17 protein-coding genes and 1 pseudogene are annotated in these 17,744 nt (G+C 55.0%); 3 read left to right on the top strand and 15 right to left on the bottom strand.

Translation table 11 applies throughout. The features are described 5' to 3' along the window. Positions 1-39: 39 nt before the first annotated feature. Complete coding sequence (locus AO388_RS24430; RefSeq protein WP_054081039.1) at positions 40-936, bottom strand: LysR family transcriptional regulator; 897 nt, start codon at positions 934-936, stop codon at positions 40-42. A gap of 159 nt (positions 937-1,095) precedes the next feature. Between AO388_RS24430 and AO388_RS24425 the strand changes: the two genes are divergently transcribed. The 3 genes from AO388_RS24425 to AO388_RS24415 all read left to right on the top strand — a co-directional run bounded on the left by AO388_RS24425 (position 1,096) and on the right by AO388_RS24415 (position 4,896). Beyond that, entirely contained in the window at positions 1,096-2,661 is a 1,566-nt protein-coding gene (locus AO388_RS24425) for an MFS transporter (RefSeq protein WP_058417339.1), read from the top strand. Then, positions 2,658-3,635, top strand: a complete 978-nt coding sequence (locus tag AO388_RS24420; RefSeq protein WP_058396285.1) for an LLM class oxidoreductase — start codon at positions 2,658-2,660, stop codon at positions 3,633-3,635. The genes AO388_RS24425 and AO388_RS24420 overlap by 4 nt, the downstream gene beginning before the upstream one ends. An 82-nt stretch (positions 3,636-3,717) precedes the next feature. Further along, positions 3,718-4,896 (top strand): LLM class flavin-dependent oxidoreductase, encoded by a 1,179-nt coding sequence (locus AO388_RS24415; protein ID WP_054081040.1) that lies wholly within the window; start codon positions 3,718-3,720, stop codon positions 4,894-4,896. 50 nt (positions 4,897-4,946) lie between these two features. On the opposite strand, the gene AO388_RS24410 is transcribed toward AO388_RS24415, so the two are convergent. The 14 genes and pseudogenes from AO388_RS24410 to AO388_RS29505 all read right to left on the bottom strand — a co-directional run. Next, on the bottom strand, positions 4,947-5,804 hold the full coding sequence (locus AO388_RS24410; protein ID WP_058417338.1) for a DUF6282 family protein: 858 nt from the start codon (positions 5,802-5,804) through the stop codon (positions 4,947-4,949). After that, positions 5,801-6,574, bottom strand: coding sequence for a hypothetical protein (locus AO388_RS24405; RefSeq protein ID WP_003364638.1), 774 nt, complete (start codon positions 6,572-6,574; stop codon positions 5,801-5,803). The genes AO388_RS24410 and AO388_RS24405 overlap by 4 nt, the downstream gene beginning before the upstream one ends. 72 nt (positions 6,575-6,646) lie before the next feature. Continuing rightward, entirely contained in the window at positions 6,647-7,618 is a 972-nt protein-coding gene (locus tag AO388_RS24400) for an NAD(P)H-dependent flavin oxidoreductase (RefSeq protein ID WP_058417337.1), read from the bottom strand. A 77-nt stretch (positions 7,619-7,695) separates the two neighbouring features. After that, positions 7,696-8,058 (bottom strand): antibiotic biosynthesis monooxygenase, encoded by a 363-nt coding sequence (locus AO388_RS24395; RefSeq protein WP_046719277.1) that lies wholly within the window; start codon positions 8,056-8,058, stop codon positions 7,696-7,698. A 40-nt stretch (positions 8,059-8,098) separates the two neighbouring features. Beyond that, positions 8,099-8,581 (bottom strand): flavin reductase family protein, encoded by a 483-nt coding sequence (locus tag AO388_RS24390; protein WP_005731727.1) that lies wholly within the window; start codon positions 8,579-8,581, stop codon positions 8,099-8,101. A gap of 77 nt (positions 8,582-8,658) precedes the next feature. Continuing rightward, on the bottom strand, positions 8,659-9,372 hold the full coding sequence (locus AO388_RS24385; protein ID WP_046719276.1) for an RraA family protein: 714 nt from the start codon (positions 9,370-9,372) through the stop codon (positions 8,659-8,661). Then, positions 9,356-10,546: an isocitrate/isopropylmalate dehydrogenase family protein gene (locus AO388_RS24380; RefSeq protein WP_058417336.1), complete on the bottom strand. Its 1,191-nt coding sequence runs from the start codon at positions 10,544-10,546 to the stop codon at positions 9,356-9,358. Before AO388_RS24380 ends, AO388_RS24385 begins: the two co-directional genes overlap by 17 nt. After that, positions 10,543-11,571 (bottom strand): nucleoid-structuring protein H-NS, encoded by a 1,029-nt coding sequence (locus AO388_RS24375; protein ID WP_046719274.1) that lies wholly within the window; start codon positions 11,569-11,571, stop codon positions 10,543-10,545. Before AO388_RS24375 ends, AO388_RS24380 begins: the two co-directional genes overlap by 4 nt. Positions 11,572-11,848: 277 nt before the next feature. Beyond that, the gene (locus AO388_RS24370; protein ID WP_080348697.1) at positions 11,849-12,760 is read right to left on the bottom strand and encodes a LysR family transcriptional regulator; all 912 of its coding nucleotides are present in this window, start codon (positions 12,758-12,760) and stop codon (positions 11,849-11,851) included. Between the two features lie 535 nt (positions 12,761-13,295). After that, positions 13,296-13,832 (bottom strand): DUF5625 family protein, encoded by a 537-nt coding sequence (locus AO388_RS28135; RefSeq protein ID WP_226995490.1) that lies wholly within the window; start codon positions 13,830-13,832, stop codon positions 13,296-13,298. A 176-nt stretch (positions 13,833-14,008) separates the two neighbouring features. Next, positions 14,009-14,188 (bottom strand): annotated as a pseudogene (locus tag AO388_RS28125) (transposase); the annotation flags it as partial. A 258-nt stretch (positions 14,189-14,446) separates the two neighbouring features. Beyond that, the gene (locus AO388_RS24360) at positions 14,447-14,902 is read right to left on the bottom strand and encodes a hypothetical protein (protein WP_153004017.1); all 456 of its coding nucleotides are present in this window, start codon (positions 14,900-14,902) and stop codon (positions 14,447-14,449) included. Between the two features lie 995 nt (positions 14,903-15,897). Then, positions 15,898-16,533 carry a hypothetical protein gene (locus AO388_RS24350; RefSeq protein WP_236713960.1) on the bottom strand — a complete coding sequence of 212 codons (636 nt, stop codon included), beginning with the start codon at positions 16,531-16,533 and terminating at the stop codon, positions 15,898-15,900. Beyond that, a partial coding sequence (locus tag AO388_RS29505) for an HNH/endonuclease VII fold putative polymorphic toxin (RefSeq protein WP_269085769.1) occupies positions 16,523-17,744 on the bottom strand: 1,222 nt, incomplete at its 5' end. The genes AO388_RS29505 and AO388_RS24350, both read right to left, overlap by 11 nt.

Raw genomic sequence — 17,744 nt, 5'->3', positions numbered from 1 at the left:
AGTGCTCCTTGCCAGGTGCTGCAGGCTCGCTCCGTACAGTCATACTGATGGAGGAGCAAACAAATGGGCGTGCATGAAATCAATGAAGACTCGCAGGCGCAGCGAAAGATGCTTGCTGGACGGCCAGAGCAATCTGAACGTTCCGGTATGCACCGTGTAATCAGCCAGGACAGGTATCAGCTCGCCGTCGCGGACGGCCGATGAAATCATGAAGTCCGGCAGACAGGCAATGCCCAACCCGGCCCGCGCAACGTCCACCAGAATCTCGGTGGTGTTACACACCATGGCCTGAGGTAACTCGAGATCATCGACGCCTGGCTCACGACACAGCGGCCAGTGTTCGAACTTTCCCGAGGAGGGAAACTTGTGCAACAGGCAGGCGTGCTGACTCAGGTCGCCAGGATGCCGGGGTATACCATGCCGGGCAAAATAGTCCGGAGCGCCGACAATGCGCAATTGGAAGCTGCCCATCCGCTTCGACATCAGGCCCGAGTCGACGGGATCTCCGGTGCGTAACACGACATCGAAGCCCTCCTCGATGATATCGACCATCCGGTCCGAGAAATCGATATCCAGTTCGATATCGGGGTAGGTGCGCATGAAGTCGATGATCACCGGCATGACCAGTCCGCTGACCAACGGCAGACTGATCCGCAACCTGCCCCTGGGCAGATCCCTGGCATTGATCAACTCCATTTCCGCCGCTTCCAGCTCCGACAGAATGCGTCGGCAACGCTCCAGGAATATCGAGCCTTCCAGCGTCAGGGCGATACTGCGCGTACTGCGATGAAAAAGCCGTACACCGAGGCTCTCCTCCATACGGCCAATGCTCTTGCCGATACCCGACGAAGAGATGCCCAGGCGTTTTCCGGCCTGGGTAAAACTCCGTGTTTCGGCAACCAGAACGAACACGGCAATGCTTCCGAGCGATTCCAATACCCACTCCTATTCAGGACAACCCTGTCCTATACGTTCGGAACATAAGCCTGTTTTTGTTTGCGGGCGCAACCCCTAATCTCCCGGCAGGGCAATCGCTCTTGGATAAAACGCGTGCATCACAGCAAAACCCGGGCACGCTTCACAGGGACATTGCACATGACCACAGCACATCGGGTCCAAACACAACCCACTGCGGGACGATGGGGGCAACTGCTCGCGGCTTGCCTGACCGGCATTCTGATCCCGTTATGCTTCACCGGCCCTGCCGTGGTTCTGCCTTCGATAAACCAGGCGCTGGGCGGATCAGCGGTCGAGCTGACCTGGGTCATCAACGCCTACATCCTGACCTACGGCAGCGCCATGATGGCCGCCGGGAGCCTGACGGATATCTACGGCAGAAAACGCGTCTGGCTGATCGGGCTGGCGATATTCGTGCTCTCCACCTTCGCCATTCCGGCAGCTTCCTCCGTGGTCCAGATCGACCTGCTCAGACTGGTTCAAGGCCTGGGCGGCGCGGCAGCGTTCGCCGGGGCGATGTCGTCGCTTGCCCAGACCTTTCATGGCGCCGAGCGCACCCGAGTCTTCAGCCTGCTGGGCACCACCTTCGGCATAGGTCTGGCCTTCGGCCCACTCGCAGCCGGTTCGCTGGTGGATTCGGCAGGCTGGAAATGGTCATTTCATGCGACTGCACTCATCGGCGTCGCGGGGTTCCTGCTAGTGCTGTTCAGCGCCACCGAATCAAAGGATCCCGACGCCACGGGTATGGACTGGCCGGGCGCAATCAGTTTTACCTCAGCATTGGCCCTGTCCACTTACGCAATCCTGCTCGCCCCTGAAGAGGGCTGGAGCGATCCACTGGTGATGGGTGGCATCATTGGCTCACTGCTGCTGTTCTGGATATTCATCGCCGTGGAGCGGCGCGTTGCCCGTCCCATGCTGGACCTGTCACTGTTCAATAGCGCGCGCTTTGTCGGCGTGCAGATTCTTGCAGCCAGTCCGGCATTTTTCTTTGTCGTGCTGATCATCATGTTGCCAGCGCGCTTCATTGGTATCGACGGTCTCAGCGCTCTGGAAACCGGGCAAATGATGACCGCACTGGCCGCGCCCCTGCTGATCGTACCGATGCTTGCCGCACAACTGGCACGTCGTTTCACCTCCGGGCTACTGTCCGGTATCGGTTTGCTGCTGGTGGCTGTCGGTCTGCTGTGGCTTGCGCTGGCTCTGGACGGCGGAGCAATCAAAACCGCCTTGCTGCCGATGGCCTTGATCGGTATCGGCATCGGTCTGCCCTGGGGGCTGATGGATGGCATGGCGATCAGTGTGGTTGAAAAGGAACGCGCCGGTATGGCTACCGGCATCTTCAATGCCGTACGCGTGTCTGCCGACGGCATAGCCATTGCGATCGCAGGCGCACTGCTCGCCACGTTCATTCAGTGGGGTCTGTTCGATGCCCTGACGGGTGTCGCGCCTGATGTGGTGACAAACGCTGCCAACCGCGCCGCATTGGGCGACCTGCAGAATGCGACCGGTCTTCTGCCCGGCCAGGCAGAACTGCTGCACCAACAGTACGCCACCGCGTTCCGCAATCTGCTGTTCATTCTCAGCGCCGCCACCGTGCTGACGGCCGTGGCGGTCTTTGCGCTGCTTGGTCGCGTCCGCGCTCATGAAGAACCACCCATAGAGGCCTCCGACACGCTTGAACTGGCGGGCGAAATCAAGTGAGTCCCTATGAAATATCAGGCGCAAAGCGGCATCCCGCCTTTGCAAAGGTATTCGCGCCAGGTCACCTCACGTTCGGGCTGATCGCGCCTCTGGAGGGCTACCCCGACTCCGCAGCACCGACCATGAAAGACCATCTGGCCTTGGCCATTCAGGCCGACAAAGCCGGTTTCGCCGCGCTGTGGCTGCGCGACGTACCGCTTCTCGACCCGGGGTTCGGCGACGCCGGTCAGGTGTTCGATCCTTTTGTCTACGCCGCGCTGCTGTCTGCCGTCACCCGGCAAATCTGCATCGGCACGGCAGGCATCATATTGACGCTGCGTAATCCGCTGATGGTCGCCAAACAGGCGTGCAGCGTGGACGTGTTGCTCGAGGGACGCTTCCTGCTGGGTGTGTCGACGGGGGACAGGCCCGGCGAATATCCTGCGTTCGGCGAGCATTTCGACACCCGCGCGGAACGCTTCAGAGACGGCGTCGAACTGCTGCACGCGGTGACCGAGCAGTCTTTTCCAGTGTTCAGATCGCGCCATTACGGGCAACTCAATGGCACGCTGGATCTACTGCCGAAACCGGTTTTCGGGCGGCTGCCTATGCTTGCCATCGGGCGCTGTCAGCAGGATATCAAATGGCTGGCCAATCACATGGATGGCTGGATATGGCATCAGAGCGGCTTCGACACCTTGCCTGAAGTGATCAATCATTGGCGCAGTGCCAATGAGCAAAGGCACTTCAAGCCCTACGGCTATGCGACGTTCTTCGACCTCGACGAGAACAAGGACGCGCCGATGAAAGTCGGACGCGGAATCAGTACCGGGCGCAACGCCCTCATCGCCCTGTGGCAGCGTCAGCGGGAACAGGGGGTTTCGCATGTGGCGCTGAACCTCAAGCCCCTGAGGCGTCCGGCCACAGAAGTGTTGCAAGAGCTGGAAGAGTATGTGCTGCCGTACTTCCCGACCCGCCGGGGTGATCATGCCTGACCGAATACTTCATCGGCACGGCCACCGCAGGTTCAGGATGTAGTAAGGACGAACGATTCAACTACCGACCTGGGAGGTCACGATGCGCGCTGAAAAATCCTATCCGATAAAAACCAACCCGATGCGCAGCAGCCCGAACAAGATACAGCTGGGTGTTTTCTCCACCAATACCGAGGGTGGCTGCACCGTCACCAATGCGCCTGAACGCCTGCGCGGAGACGACTGGGCTGGCAACCTGGAAATCGCACGGATTGCCGACGATGCGGGGTTTGAAGCCTTCATACCGGTAGGCCGCTGGAAAGGTTTCGGCGGTACCAACAATACGGGCGGTGTCTGTTTCGAGACCTATACCTGGGCTGCAGGGATTGCAGCCCTGACCAGTCAGATCGCGGTCTTCACCACCTCGCACCTGCCCACCGTACACCCGCTGTTCGCGGCCAAACAGGCGGTGACCATCGACCACATCAGCGGCGGGCGCTTCGGACTGAATATCCTTTGCGGCTGGTATGGCGCGGAAATGCGCATGTTCAGCGGCCACATGATGGAGCACGACAAACGCTACGACTACGCAGAAGAGTGGCTGCACATTGCAAAAAATGCGTGGGAGCAGCAGACCCCGTTCGACTTCAAAGGCGAGTATTTCAACATCTGCGGCGCAATCTCGCAGCCACAGCCCCTGAATAAACCCTACCTGATCAATGCAGGAGGCTCGCCGCGCGGCAAACTGTTCTGTGCAGAACATTGCGATGCCGCATTCCTGATCGTCAAACATCTGGACGGTGAACAAGCGGTGCGAGAGCAGATTGCATCCTACAAGGACCTCGCGAAACAGAAGTTCGGTCGTGACATAAAGATATGGTGTTATGGCTACGTGGTGCAGAAAGACACGCAGGAGCAAGCAGACGCTTACCTGGACTATTACGCCAACCAGTTGGGTGACGATGAGGGCTGCGACATCATCACCGGCGAGCTGGGTATCCAGACCGGCATTTTCACCCCCGAAGACGCCGTGCGTTTCCGTTTCCACTTCAAGGCCGGATTCGCCGGGGTACCACTGGTGGGCACACCCGAAAAGATCGTGGAGCTGTTCAGGAAGTATTCTGACTGGGGGATCGACGGCATTGCCCTGACGTGGCTCGATTACCACGAGGGTATAAAGGACTTCGTGAGAGAAACACTGCCACTGATGGAAGACGCGGGCCTGCGTGAATCCAGAGTTGTGGAGGCGATTGCTTCGAAGGTGTCCGCAGAAGTAGCCTGATGGCCAGGCCGCCCTGGCAGTGCTGGCCAGGGCGGCTTTATCCGGACAGCTTAAAGGGCCAACATGCGTTGCGGGTTCAACAGCGTCACCTCGGTGCGGCGCTCGCCGCTCAAGCCGAACGCATCGAACCACTGCCCGCTCAACGACAGCCACTCGTGGACATCGATCTGACTGGTCTGCCCCAGGTCCGAGCTGTAGACCACATTGCCGACATGACTCAACACATCGCTGAAATCCTGCCGGTCCTGATAGCCCAGCAGGTACGTCAGTGCGGTCTGCTCGATGTAGACCGATGGCTCTTTGCCGATCAGCGCAAGCTCGGCCGCGTCTAGACCGGTCAACGGATTGGCAGGCTGGTTGAGCATCAACCTCGGCACGCCGATCCGCAGCGCTTCGTCGATCAACGTCCTGACTTCATTGGCATCGGCATGCCCGGTCGAGATCACCAGCGGATAGTCACGCGCCATTCTCAGAATATCCAGCGCCTGTGGCGTCAGGCGGCCGTTCTCCGATGTCACTCTGGCAGGCTTGATGGGCTTGTCCCGCAACAGCGGAAGGCTCAGGTTGCGGGCCAGCGTGCTGGTATGCGTTCTGCCTGTGACGGTTGGCAAGTGAACAATGAAACGTCCAGATTCATCGCCACGCAAACAGAGGCTGCGCTCGACCACACGGTAGTCGATGCCGCCGGCAATCTCGTTCAGCACCACCGAGCCGCTGACCGGAAAACCCTGATTGCGTGCTTCCCATGCCTGGGCCGCCGTACACCCCAGGTGATTTTTCAATACGACCCGGCCCTGCACCGCAGCGTAGCGTCTGCCCGCCTCTATCGCTCCATGACGGCGAATGAACGCGTCAGGATTGGCGTGGTAATGCAGATCAATGAAGCCTGGCTCCTCAATCTGACTCATTGCACACACTCCGCTCTGGCGATCAGAAATGTATCGATGCTCTCCAGCACCCGGTCCAGATCATCTGCCAGCGGGCGCATCCCGCCATCAGGCACACACAGTGAGCGTTGTCTATGGCCTTTGGTATGCAGCACATGACGCGCCCCAACCAGTTGCGACTTCCCGCCAAACACGCTCAGCACACGCCCTTTGAAATCGAGCAGGCACTCACTGATATCCAGACCGCTCAGTAGCCGGAATCCCAGGGTCAGACGCTGTCCCTGGGTTGGTAGCGTTGCGTCATTCTCGCTGACGGACGGGTGCTCGTGTTTCTGGCCTTCAGGCAACACCAGATCGTCCAGCAGGCGTTTGGCTTGCTCGACATGCCCTTGTTCTGCCAGATCCGCCATACGTCCCAGCCTGGAATCCAGCAACGCATCGGCTTTGGCGGGAGAAGAAAGCAGCAATAACGCAGGCGTCGAACGCAGTAATGAAGTGCCTGCCAACGCCTGTACCAACGCACCTCCCAAGGCCACGCCGACGAGTACATCCGGCACACCCCAAGGCTCTAGCGCGCTGACCCAGCGCTGGGAAAACCCGTCAAAGTCTTCGCCCGCCTTGACCGGCAGGGACAGGGAATCAAAAACCCTGACCTGATAACCCGCCGCAGTGAAATGCTCGATCAGCGGTTTGGCGAAGCCACCCGCGTCCCAGACCGGCATCACCGGTGAAAGAATGAATACGCTTGATTGCCCGACACCGAAGGTCTGGCAGGTGATGCAATGACTCATGGCTTTTGCTCCTGCAAAAATGACAAGACCCGCCTTGTCGAGCGGGTCAGGTCGTTGCTCCATCGTGAAGGCTCAGCGGGTCGTGCGAAGGCGTTCGACACTGGCGGCATAGCCGCGCAGGGTCGACTCGATGATCAGTTGCGCGGGCAGCACTTCCTTGATCAGGTCCGCGACTTCGCCGGCCCAGATCGCCCTGATACTCACATCATCGGCCGCCAGTGCTGCTTCATACTCAAGACGCAATTGATCGGCTGATGCAGCAAACGCCTGCTCCTCACCTACCCAACTGTCGGAAAATTTATTGGCGATCACTCGTCCGCTGTAGCCCTGCGGCCAGTCGATGCCGCGCACCTCATCGAAGATCCGGGTTCGCACCGTATCGCTCGCGACAGCCTGCACCAGGCGCTGTTTTACCCGTTCGGAAGGCAGTGCTTCCTTCGAAGCCAGAAAGCGCGTCCCCATCATCACGCCATCCATGCCGAGCGCAAGCGCAGCAGCCATGCCACGGCCATCGGCAATCCCGCCGGCACCGATAAGCACAACATCGTCACCCACCGCGTCGCGAACTGCCGGAAACAGCGGCAATGAAGCTCGGCGCAAACTGTGACCACCCGCCTCGGCGCCTTGCACGATCAGCGCATCGGCACCGGCGTCCAGCGCTTCTAGCGCCTGGTCGACGTCATGCACCTGAACGATGACTTTGGCGTTGGCCTGTTGAATGGGCCGGACGAAAGGACGTACATCACCAAACGACAACGCAACCACTGCCGGGCGGTACTCGAGAGCCAGCTGAAGCAATTCGAACTGCTTCGCCACGGTAAACATGACCAGGCCCACACCCCATGGTTGCTGCACGTCGTGCATCATCTCCAGTTCACGCGCCATCCATTGCGGATCGCCGTAACTGGCACCCACCAAACCCAGACCACCGGCCCGGGAAACTGCAGCCGCCAGACGCCCTCCGGACGCCCCACCCATCGGTGCCAGAATCAGAGGATGTTCAATTCCAAGAAGAGAAGTCAGTGCTGTATTGATCGTGGCCATCGCCTGATACCTGTGAAAATCCGAGTGAATGTCAGACGAAGGCGACGTCTAAGCAGCCTTCGTCTGCAGCTAATGGATCAACCCGCTTTTTGTAATGCAATTTCAGGGGTGATGTACTCGGCCACGTTATAGAGGTGATATTCCCAGGTACCGGTTTCCTTTAACCGCGAGTATCGCGACAGAAACTCTTTGTCGGTAAACAGCGACTCGAACTGACTGCGATCACTCCATTGCGCCTGATTGATGACGGTCTTGCCGTCCGTGCTCTTCATCAACCGGCTCCATTTGAATGCACTGTAAGTCCGTGCGACATAACTGACCGTTTCTTCGAGAATCTCGATAGCCAGGTTCTGAGCACCTTCATTGACCTGTACAACATTGATCAGATACACCGCCTTGTCATCGGTGACGGAGTGAGCATCGAACAATTCCATTTTCATAATCAGTTCCATTTATAAAAAGAAGTATAAGAACACGTAGTCAAGCCAGAAGCGGTGTTGAAGCCGCCGGTTTACCGTCTTGCCAGAGCAGCGGTGAAATCACCTCGGCCACTGCCGTTTTCTCGACCAGCCCGATAATGATCTCGTGAGTGCCGCAGGTCATTCGTTGGGCCACCGAACAGAAAAGCGTCGCCTGGGCGGTACGCAGATAAGGCACCCCCTGGTCCTGCTGCCAGTCTCCGCTTTCAAACCGCGCAGGCCCGTTGACTGCTCCGCCAAACACGCTGACCAGTTCAGCCTGCCCGGTTTGCAACAGGTTGACCGAGAACTTTCCCCGCTCAAGCAAAGGCAGGTAAACACTGGCGCTGTGATTGATGCACACCAGAATGGACGGCGGGTCACTGCATACCGAACTGACGGCAGTGGCTGCCATACCGTAAGGCGTGCCCTCATGTTCGGTTGCCACAAGGGTGACGGTCGACGTCAGGCGGCGCATGGCTTTCTTGAAGGCAGCGACATCCATGTCGGGAGACTCAGGTGCGCTGAGTCGAGTTTGAGGTTCAGGCACATTTGCGCGTGCTGCCAATCGGGAAGCCTGATTCATGGTCGTTCTCCCACGCTGACTTTTTCAGCGTCCGTCAGCCAGGGCTGGTCGTAACGATAGGTGCTGCGGGCATTCTCCAGTGTCGAGCCCGTGGATATGGCCTCGATAATGCTGCGCTCAGTCTGCTCGACCGCCTGAGCACGGCGTACAACCTCGGCGGCCAGTTGCTGTGGAATAACCACGCAACCACTGCCATCACAGACCAGAAGATCACCGGGCCGGACAGTAACCCCATCAATGACCACAGGCACTTGTACCGCTTTGAGTTGTGCGCGGTTCTTGGCTGACTGCATGAAACGGCCACGACTGAACAACGGATAGTTGCACCTGATAACGGTATCGATATCACGTGCCACGCCATCGATAACAGTGCCTTTGATGCCGTTGGCCAAGGCGAAGTGGGTCATGATATCGCCCCATACCGTGCAGTCATGACGCCCGGCGTTGGAGGAGACAATCACCGCGCCGCAAGGCACCTGATCGATGTAGTTGGCCGCCCCCTTGAAGGTTGTTGGCGCATCGACCGCTTCGTACTGCACGGTGAACGCAACACCGACACAACGAGTGCCCGGCACTTGCGAAACAATACCCGGCAGCCCTCCGTTGATCCCGAGACTGTCCAGTGCATCAGACAGCGAAGCGGTATCCAGATGTTCACATGCGTCCAGCACGGTTTGCGTAATTGCCACCGTTTCAAAGTGCGCTGACATAACGTTCTCCCTGAACTGAGGCCTGTTCGGCGCGGTAGCCGACAGAGCTGGCCTGCAACTCGATGCACTGCAGGACAATCGCTTCGCCCACCTGGTCAGTGGTGTGGGAACCGCCAAGGTCGTAACTGCGAACGCCAGATTGTGAAACCAGGCTGACGGCGTGAGTGATACATGCCGCCTGGGCCGGGTATCCCAGATGTTCCAGCATCAGTGCAATGGCCATGAACATCGCGCTGGGGTTGGCCTTGTTCAACCCTGCATGAGCAGGCGCACTGCCATGTACAGGTTCGAAGTAAGCACCTGAATTGCCAAAGTTGCCGCTGGGCGCAAAACCCAGGCCACCCATTACGCCAGCACCCAGATCGGAAAGGATGTCGCCGAACATGTTCTCGGCAACAATCACCCCGAAGCGTTCGGGCCGTTGCACCATCCACAAGGCAACCGCATCGACATTTTCGATAACACCGGTTATGTCCGGATAACGCTGTGCGATTTCTTCGAAGATACCCCGTGCAAACGCACTGCTGTGTCGCAGCACCATCGGCTTGTCGACAAACGTGACCCGGGTGAAGGTGTTCTTGCGCGCGTAATCGAATGCGTATTCAAAAATACGAGTCAAACCACTGCGCGTCTGCAGGCGCAACGTGACGGTCGCGTCCTCCTGCCCTTCCCGCTGCCACGGCGCGCCAAGTGCTTCGCGCTCTTCAAGCAAGGGCACCAGCGCATCCGGGACATGCCCGAAGTCCAGCCCCGCATAAAGACCTTCGGTGTTTTCTCTGATCACGACAAAGCGAAATCTGTCTTCACCGGTCATGTCGGTAACCGGGCGTACATTGGCGTAAAGGTCCAGGTTCTGCCTGAGCTGAATGACCGGGCTGACGTAGCGGCGGTTCTGGCCCTGGAGTGCCAGGGGCAGCTCTGCTTCCGCCTCTGCCAGCGGCTTGCTGGTTATTGCCCCCAGCAACGTTGCGTCACAGCTGGCCATGACTTCCCAGGTCTGGGCAGGAACCGTTTCACCCTCGCGCTTCCAGCATTCCCAGCCGATATCCGCCGGTATCAGATCAAACGGCAGGTGCAACGCTGCAATCACCGGAAGCGCCGCTTCCATGACCTCAATGCCGATACCGTCGCCGGGCAGAATGCATATACGCTTACGGGATATTTGGCCGGTCATAGCGCAACTCCTTTTACGCTTTGCGACAGGTCACTGAAGATATTCGACAACGCCGCTCGCGGAGCAAGGCGCGCCACTTTGTCCTGTTGATGCATGACCTCGATCGCTCGGTACTCGGAGGTCAATTGAAACCGTTCAAGGGTGTCTCGCACCCGCTGACTGACATCGTAGGGGAAGTTGTAAGTGCCCAGAATGATATCCATCAGCGGGCTGGGCATATTGTTATGCGGTATCGAGTTGGCTGTGACAGCGGACAATTCGATCACCTTGACCAAGTCAAAACCGTGGCTGACGCCTATACGCTCCAGATAAGCCACCAGCATGCTCAAGTGAAGATTCCCGGCCCCTTTACCCATGCCGCAGATGGACGTGTCGATGTATTCAGCACCGGCCTCGATAGCCGCCGATGCATTCGCCAGCGCCAGCGACAGATTGTTATGGGCGTGAAACCCCAGTGGCACCAGCAACCGGCTTGCGAGGCGACTGAACAGCCGATGCACATCGGCTGGCAGCATATGACCGTTGGAATCCGCGCAACAGATGATGTCCGCACCGGCACCCTCTGCACGAGCGGCCGTATCGAGCACGGCTCCCGGCGTCTGCGATGTCACATGCGTTACATTGGCGCTGACACTGAAGCCGTGATCCCGGGCCAGTGACAAGGTCGCCAGCCCTTCATCCAGTTGATCGCGGCGCAGACAGACACGAATCATCGAAACACCCTGCTCCTTGAGCATGGCGAAGTCATCTACCGTGATGTTTTTCGGGTGAACCATAACCGCCAGCTCAATACGTCCAGCGGCGGCCTGCGCAATGTTCTCAATAAAGCGTGCGCCTACATCACTGGTCAGCCCGTGCTCGCCCTTCGGCGCAAATGATCCCTTGCAGTAACCAATTTCACAGAGGTCGACGCCTGCATCCGCCAGGCCTGAAGTAATAGCTCGAGCCTGGTCTTCCGTGAAGTTGAAGTTGTTTCGATAACCACCGTCACGCAATGTAACGTCGAGAATCTTTATGTCGGCCATGAGAATCTCCGGCTGTCCTTAGGTTGTAAACAGGGTGCTTGAGATGATCTTGCCACTGCCTCTATTCTTGTCGTTATCCAACAGCGCCGCACCTGCAAACATTGCCGAGCCGACACCTGAACGTCTCGGAGTTTCGAATCATTGACTTCTTAACTCGACATTGATCCTCGTCAAAATCGACCGCATTGTAAATTGTCGATATTTGATCAGGGGATGGGAATTTTTTCACCGCCACCTTATGTGTCTGCCGAAATAACGACTTCTAGCACTGGCCCGACTAGCGATAACAGCTTTCTACATAATTCATCGCGGCCTGAATGGAAGCCACCGCGCGCAAGTCTTCATGCACGCCCAGCCAGACATCAACCTCCAGCGGTGCCGACAGCTCTACCCGGCACAGACGAGAGTTAGCCTCTACCGCAAAACTTGGAAGCAAGGCAATGCCCACACCGGTTTCCGCGGCACGAATTTGCAGTTCTACTGTTTTGGCTTCCAGCACGAAGGGGCGTTCACCGACAATATTTCTGAGCCAACCGTTCTGACTGTCGCTCATCAGTTCATTGTCGTAGGCAATAAACTCATAGTGCTCCGGGTGCCGCTCCTCCAGATAAAAACGTGCGCAATAAAATGAAAATGAGGCGGTGCCGATACGTCGTGCGACGATGCCACTTTCAACCGGTCTGGAAAACCGTATGCACAAGTCAGACTGGCAACTGGATAACGACGAATACTGATGATCCCCCAGCAAGCGCAGCACAATGCCGGGGTGCATGGCACGAAACGCCCCCAGTTGCGGCACCAACTTCTCGACCGCCACCGAGGGCGGCGCGCTGATGGTCACTTCCACACCCTGCGCCACCTGCGCGGCAACAGCGAGACGGCCAATGGCCTGGGTCTGCGCCTCGATCTGCCGCCCGATAGCCGCCAGACGCCGCCCTTCATCAGTCAACTCGTACAACCGCTTGCGACGGTCGACAAGCTTTACATTCAGGGATTTTTCCAGCGAAGCGATACGCCGCGAAACAGTAGCGTGCTCCACACCCAGCACCCTGGCAGCGCCGCTCAAGGAACGGATGGCGGAAAACATCACAAAGTAATGCAAGTCCTCCCAGTCAAAACAGACTTTCGGTTTTTTGAACAGGTTGTTAACGTCAAGGGAAACTGATCCATCCGATGGAGTCATTGTCATTCAAGCCATATCCTTATACGGTTCGCGCGAATAAAGGTCTTCATTACATATCAACGATGAGTAGTGGCAGACGTGCAGAACGATAAGGATAATGCTGATAACTTCCTCAGGCCCGAAGAGCGAGCGGGTGCCGCTGGGTAGTTTAGATTAGTGGCGGGTGGGTATTGCGGAGAGGGGGTCGGATGTTTTAGGACGGGGGTGTCCGGAGTGGGGGCATTGGTTTGGGATAGAAGTGGTGAGATTGAAAAGAGAGGTTACTGCTAAGCATAGAGCATCTTTGCTTGTTAGCTTTATACGGGATATACCCATCTAGAAACACTATTACAGTTGCCTTTCAGTTCATAATGAGTAGAACGGCAACCTTCTCAGGTTGAACTCAATCATTACCCCAATAGATTCATACTCCTCAGCAATACATCACCCACGTTCATAAAAAACACTTTCAAATGCTTCATCGACGCTCCACCTCCTTATCCATATACGTACATTATACGCCCCCCCTTAAACCCCTTCCACCAACGCCGCGAAATCCAGCTTAAATTTTTCGATTATAATAAGAAAACTCAACATAACTTTCGATACCACTAAACGCATCAATCCGCTCAAGGGTCAGCACATCAACAGTGTACTCGCCCGGCAAAAAAGCAGAGTGTTTTATATCTCTGACCTGTGAAGACTTATAATCACCCTCATATTCAAAAGCCTGCCCGGAATTAACACCTTCAGTTATGACGACCTCATCAAAAAAAACGCTCCCATTTTTCAGAATTCGCAAATGAACAGGAATAGCAACACCTTTCCCGTTATGCATATCTCCGCCCCACACTTTCCCTTGTCGAGCCGCTTCAGATTTATTTTTGCTCCAGACGAATAAAAGAGCGATCCTATAGCCACCACGTTCGCCAACCCTGAATTGTGCGACCGCAGATTTACTCGGCAAAGAAACATCAATAGGTTTAACTATCAACACCTTTTCTGAACACCCTGCAAAAAGAAAACATAACAACAGCGTAAAGAAACCGTTAAAAAAAAGACATATATGAACAGCTCCTAATATAGTAAAAAGCAACACATCTATATACGTGAAAAATCACCCTCCCACCAAAGTTTTTCCACAACCGCTCTCTCAAATTCTCCTGCGCATGCCGCTGTAACGTACGCAGGAAATACTCAATCACCCGCTGCTTGCCGGTCTTAGCTTCCGCCGTCACCGCCATGTCCAGCGGCAGCTTGATGTCCACACTAGCCGACTTGAGTCACGTCAGCTACATTCGCCGCAGTTCCCACTAGGCTATGGGCTAAACCCGACTCGGCATCGACGCCGATATGCGCTTTCATATCGAAGAAATATTGATTTCCTTTCTTCGTCTGATGCATATCAGGATCGCGCTTGCCTTCCTTGTTTTTGGTCGAGCTCGGCGCGTTAAGTTTCGAGTATTTTGAATTCGGAATCCATATCACGCAAATAGCTCTCAGGCGCATCTATATACTTTTGAGTAGCAAACTTAGGTTGTAATGACCACGTTTCCATATCGCCAGTGGGCTTTGGCAGAAAGTTCTCAATCAATCATGGCGGCAATTCTACCCAACCGACTTTTCGTACAAAACCTAGAAAAAATGGACATCCAACATCCGAAAAATTCAAGCAAGCCGTTCTGACCCACCCTCTATTTCTCGCCTTAAAAACTACAAAACATTATTATAATCATACATATATTCAATATACTCCAACTCACCCCACACATGACCATCCAGCCTGTCAATCATAACTACCCCACCAACCTTCCCCTCATCTCCACCAACAATACTAAAAACCCAAAATACTGGCGGTGACTTCTCCGTCCGAGAAGAATCGAATACGACATCAAAACCTTTAGCTCTCGCATAGTCAACGGCAAAAGCAGCAGCTTTTTCAAATTCAATATTACTCACATCTCTGTATCTGACAGGAGAGCTGAAGACCTCAATCCCTTTACGCTTCAACTCAGTAACTATTGAAACCATCTTCACTCTTTCTACATTCAACCCCAGATAACCAGAATATTTTTTCCCGGGCATACACACAAAATTCTTATCAAATATATGCAAAGGTCCAAATTCGGCACCTTTATGCTGACCCAATACAAATGCATCACACTTCATTCTCAACCTCACAATATCTTATGGTCGAATCACCACGCCACTACCAGTCAACACTGATTTCAAGCTATCTATTGGCACCGAGTAAGACGATCCCACCCCAACTGGCCAGGGGTCTTTGATGAATGCCCGACCACTTTGAACGGACTCAACAACAATCGCATGTGCACCAGCACCGGCCCTAACACTTGCTACAACTGAAGCGCCACTCTGGATAGAATCGGTAATAATGTCTACATTTAAAGCTGACATATACTCTGCCCCCCTTCAAAGCCAAGCTCTTTTAGTCCGCTAGGTATTTTAGACAACGCAGTACCTTCATGCGTCGTTCCAATCGCCTCTCGGCCGCGCTGCTCGCTCCTGACTCAGCAGTAGAGGGAACGCCTTTTGGACCAACTCAACTTTTGCCTTTGATATGATTTCGCCACGGGACAAGCAGCTCCTCCAGCAAGACTCGATCAATAACACCATCATCAATGGTGCTCACAAAAGTAGTAACTAACTGAAAATCAAAGGAAATATTTTTTTCAGGTAGTTTTTTACGGCACGAATTAGTTCTTCCACCTCATCTAGATTTTTCGAGCCCATATTAATAGAGAGTGTATTTTGCTGCAGTGCTGAATAAAGCTCTAATATTCTACCCACTACTTCTGCGCTCCCTTCATCTATTGGATAAATAAAGTTTGGCGGGGGCAATGCTCCATATTCTTGAGGCGGCGACCTCATTCACAAACTGCTGCACCTTAGATCTAATGTGCTGATCCAAATCCTGAGCCACGTAGAAAGTTAACTGTTGCTTTTCATGCTCTAGCGGTTCTGAATGCATTATTCAGCTCCTTTTTTCGACGGGTATGCCGGGAGAGCAGCCTCTGGACCGCCCGGATTATATCTAAAACCTCCTGGCATGTGCGCGTCCAAATGCCGTGTATCAGGCAGAGGCACAGTAAGTGTTTGCCCCCTGAACATGGTGCGTTCATCCGCAGCTTAAAACGAACAATTTAGATCAATAGTTCTTTAATAACCTCCGGTAGCGCGATCGCCACAAATCCTCTCTCGGCATCATCAAACTCACCGGCACGTTTAAAAACAATACCTGCTGCCTTACTTACACAACGGAGCCAATCAAAGTCTTTAGATATCTCCCCAGTCCATCTCATATCGAGAGCACGCCGAAAATCAAAACTTTTCGGCAATGCAGCAATGTATGAACAGCGTTCATGCACAATCAAATCCGCAACTATTTCTATGGATGACTCGTAAAAACACATAACGCCAAAAAACTTCACGCCTCCACCAACTTCAACCATAGTCTCAATCGCGTCATTACTATCAGGTATCTCAAACCCTCTCGACCTCAACGCCCCCCATAATTTCTTATGACGTACCACTCGTGTATCTGGCTGTGTTGCCGAATTACCTAAGAACAACCAAAAATCATACTGAGAAAATCTTTCGGCTACCAACTTATAGATAAACCTTAGAACAAGACCTAGTGGCTTTTGTGCCTCTAGTGAAATCGAAAAACTTGCAGCCGACAATACCGCACCCTCCGCGATGGCTGCGCACGGGATATAGATTATTTCATTTTCCTTTAAAACATTAACCGTACTAGCGACTCTGACATCAGTAGTCATAATGGTTCCCCGATTCATCATTAAAGTGAGAGCCTCGATTTTGTGGATTTCCTACACCGAAATCATGCCCTCCCTCATCGTCGCGAATTCTTACCGTTCGAGTGCCGCCACCCGACGCAGGCACCTCAAATTCATAAATTTTTCCCGGCTGAGGATTACCTCGCTTGTCTACGTTGGGTAGCACACTGCTAGGCTGCTGACTTGTCGGGATACCTGATCGACGCTTAGCTTCGTTAAATGCACCACTTCGCGCAGCACCAATGGGACTCATATTTTCTGGAACTGTGCCTTTTACAGCGACTGTACCCACGGTCGCAGGAGTTCGACCAAGAAGTGCTATCCCACCAGCAGCCATCAGGTCGGTAAGCAGAGTAGCACGCTCTTTTACATCTGTTATTGATCTCCCCTTCTGAGCATCGAGCCAGCTCGTGTCTTTGACCCACTGATCAAGCCCGGCCGTTTCCTCCGGTGTCAGCCATCCTTCCTTCACGTTTTTGGCGTAAGCCATCTGCTTATCAGAAACGAATAGCGCGCCCCAACCATCCACGCCTTGTGACGGAACAGCAATCGCCCCGGGATTGCCTGTAAGCAAACCGGCCATATCGTACGAAACGCTGTGCTTCAAGAAGTTAAGCAAGTCTTTGGCGACAGGCTCTGTGAGCGAGACCGCGCTTCTCTGAATGTCCTCGACGCAGGATCGGCTTGTGCAAGCATTGATAGCCATTGAGCGTTCGCTCGATAGCTTCTCGTAGTCAGCAATGATTGAGCGGATGTTCTGCTCTGAGCAACCTTGCGAAGCCCGACAGCCTTGCAGCTCATCGAGCAACCGCTGGGCCGAAGGGTGGTCAAGATTGTTGTATTGCGTACTATTAGCCGTCACCGCCGCTGCTGCCGATGCGTCCCCGCCCGTTGCGGCAGCAGTCAAAGCACCGATCAGCTGCGAAGCAGTCATCAGCTTGCTGACTCCTGCCTGATAGGCTTGAGAATCTCTGTCAACGCCTTTTGGCAGAAGCCTCTCCGCCAGATAATCGACAACCATTTCATTCGCGCCAGCGGCCAAGGCACCCGTTCGGAAATCGCCGCCCATTGCCTCGGACATCAACCCGCCAAGCACGGCATGCATGCCGACTTTGGTGAGTTTTCCCTCATCGAACAGAGTGAAATCACCGATCTTGCCTGCGGCAATGGCGCCACCCGTAGCGATTCCCGTA

It is taken from the genome of Pseudomonas sp. ICMP 10191, assembly GCF_001467335.1.
GTDB lineage: Bacteria > Pseudomonadota > Gammaproteobacteria > Pseudomonadales > Pseudomonadaceae > Aquipseudomonas > Aquipseudomonas cerasi.
This window is presented reverse-complemented; position numbering and strand designations above follow the sequence as displayed.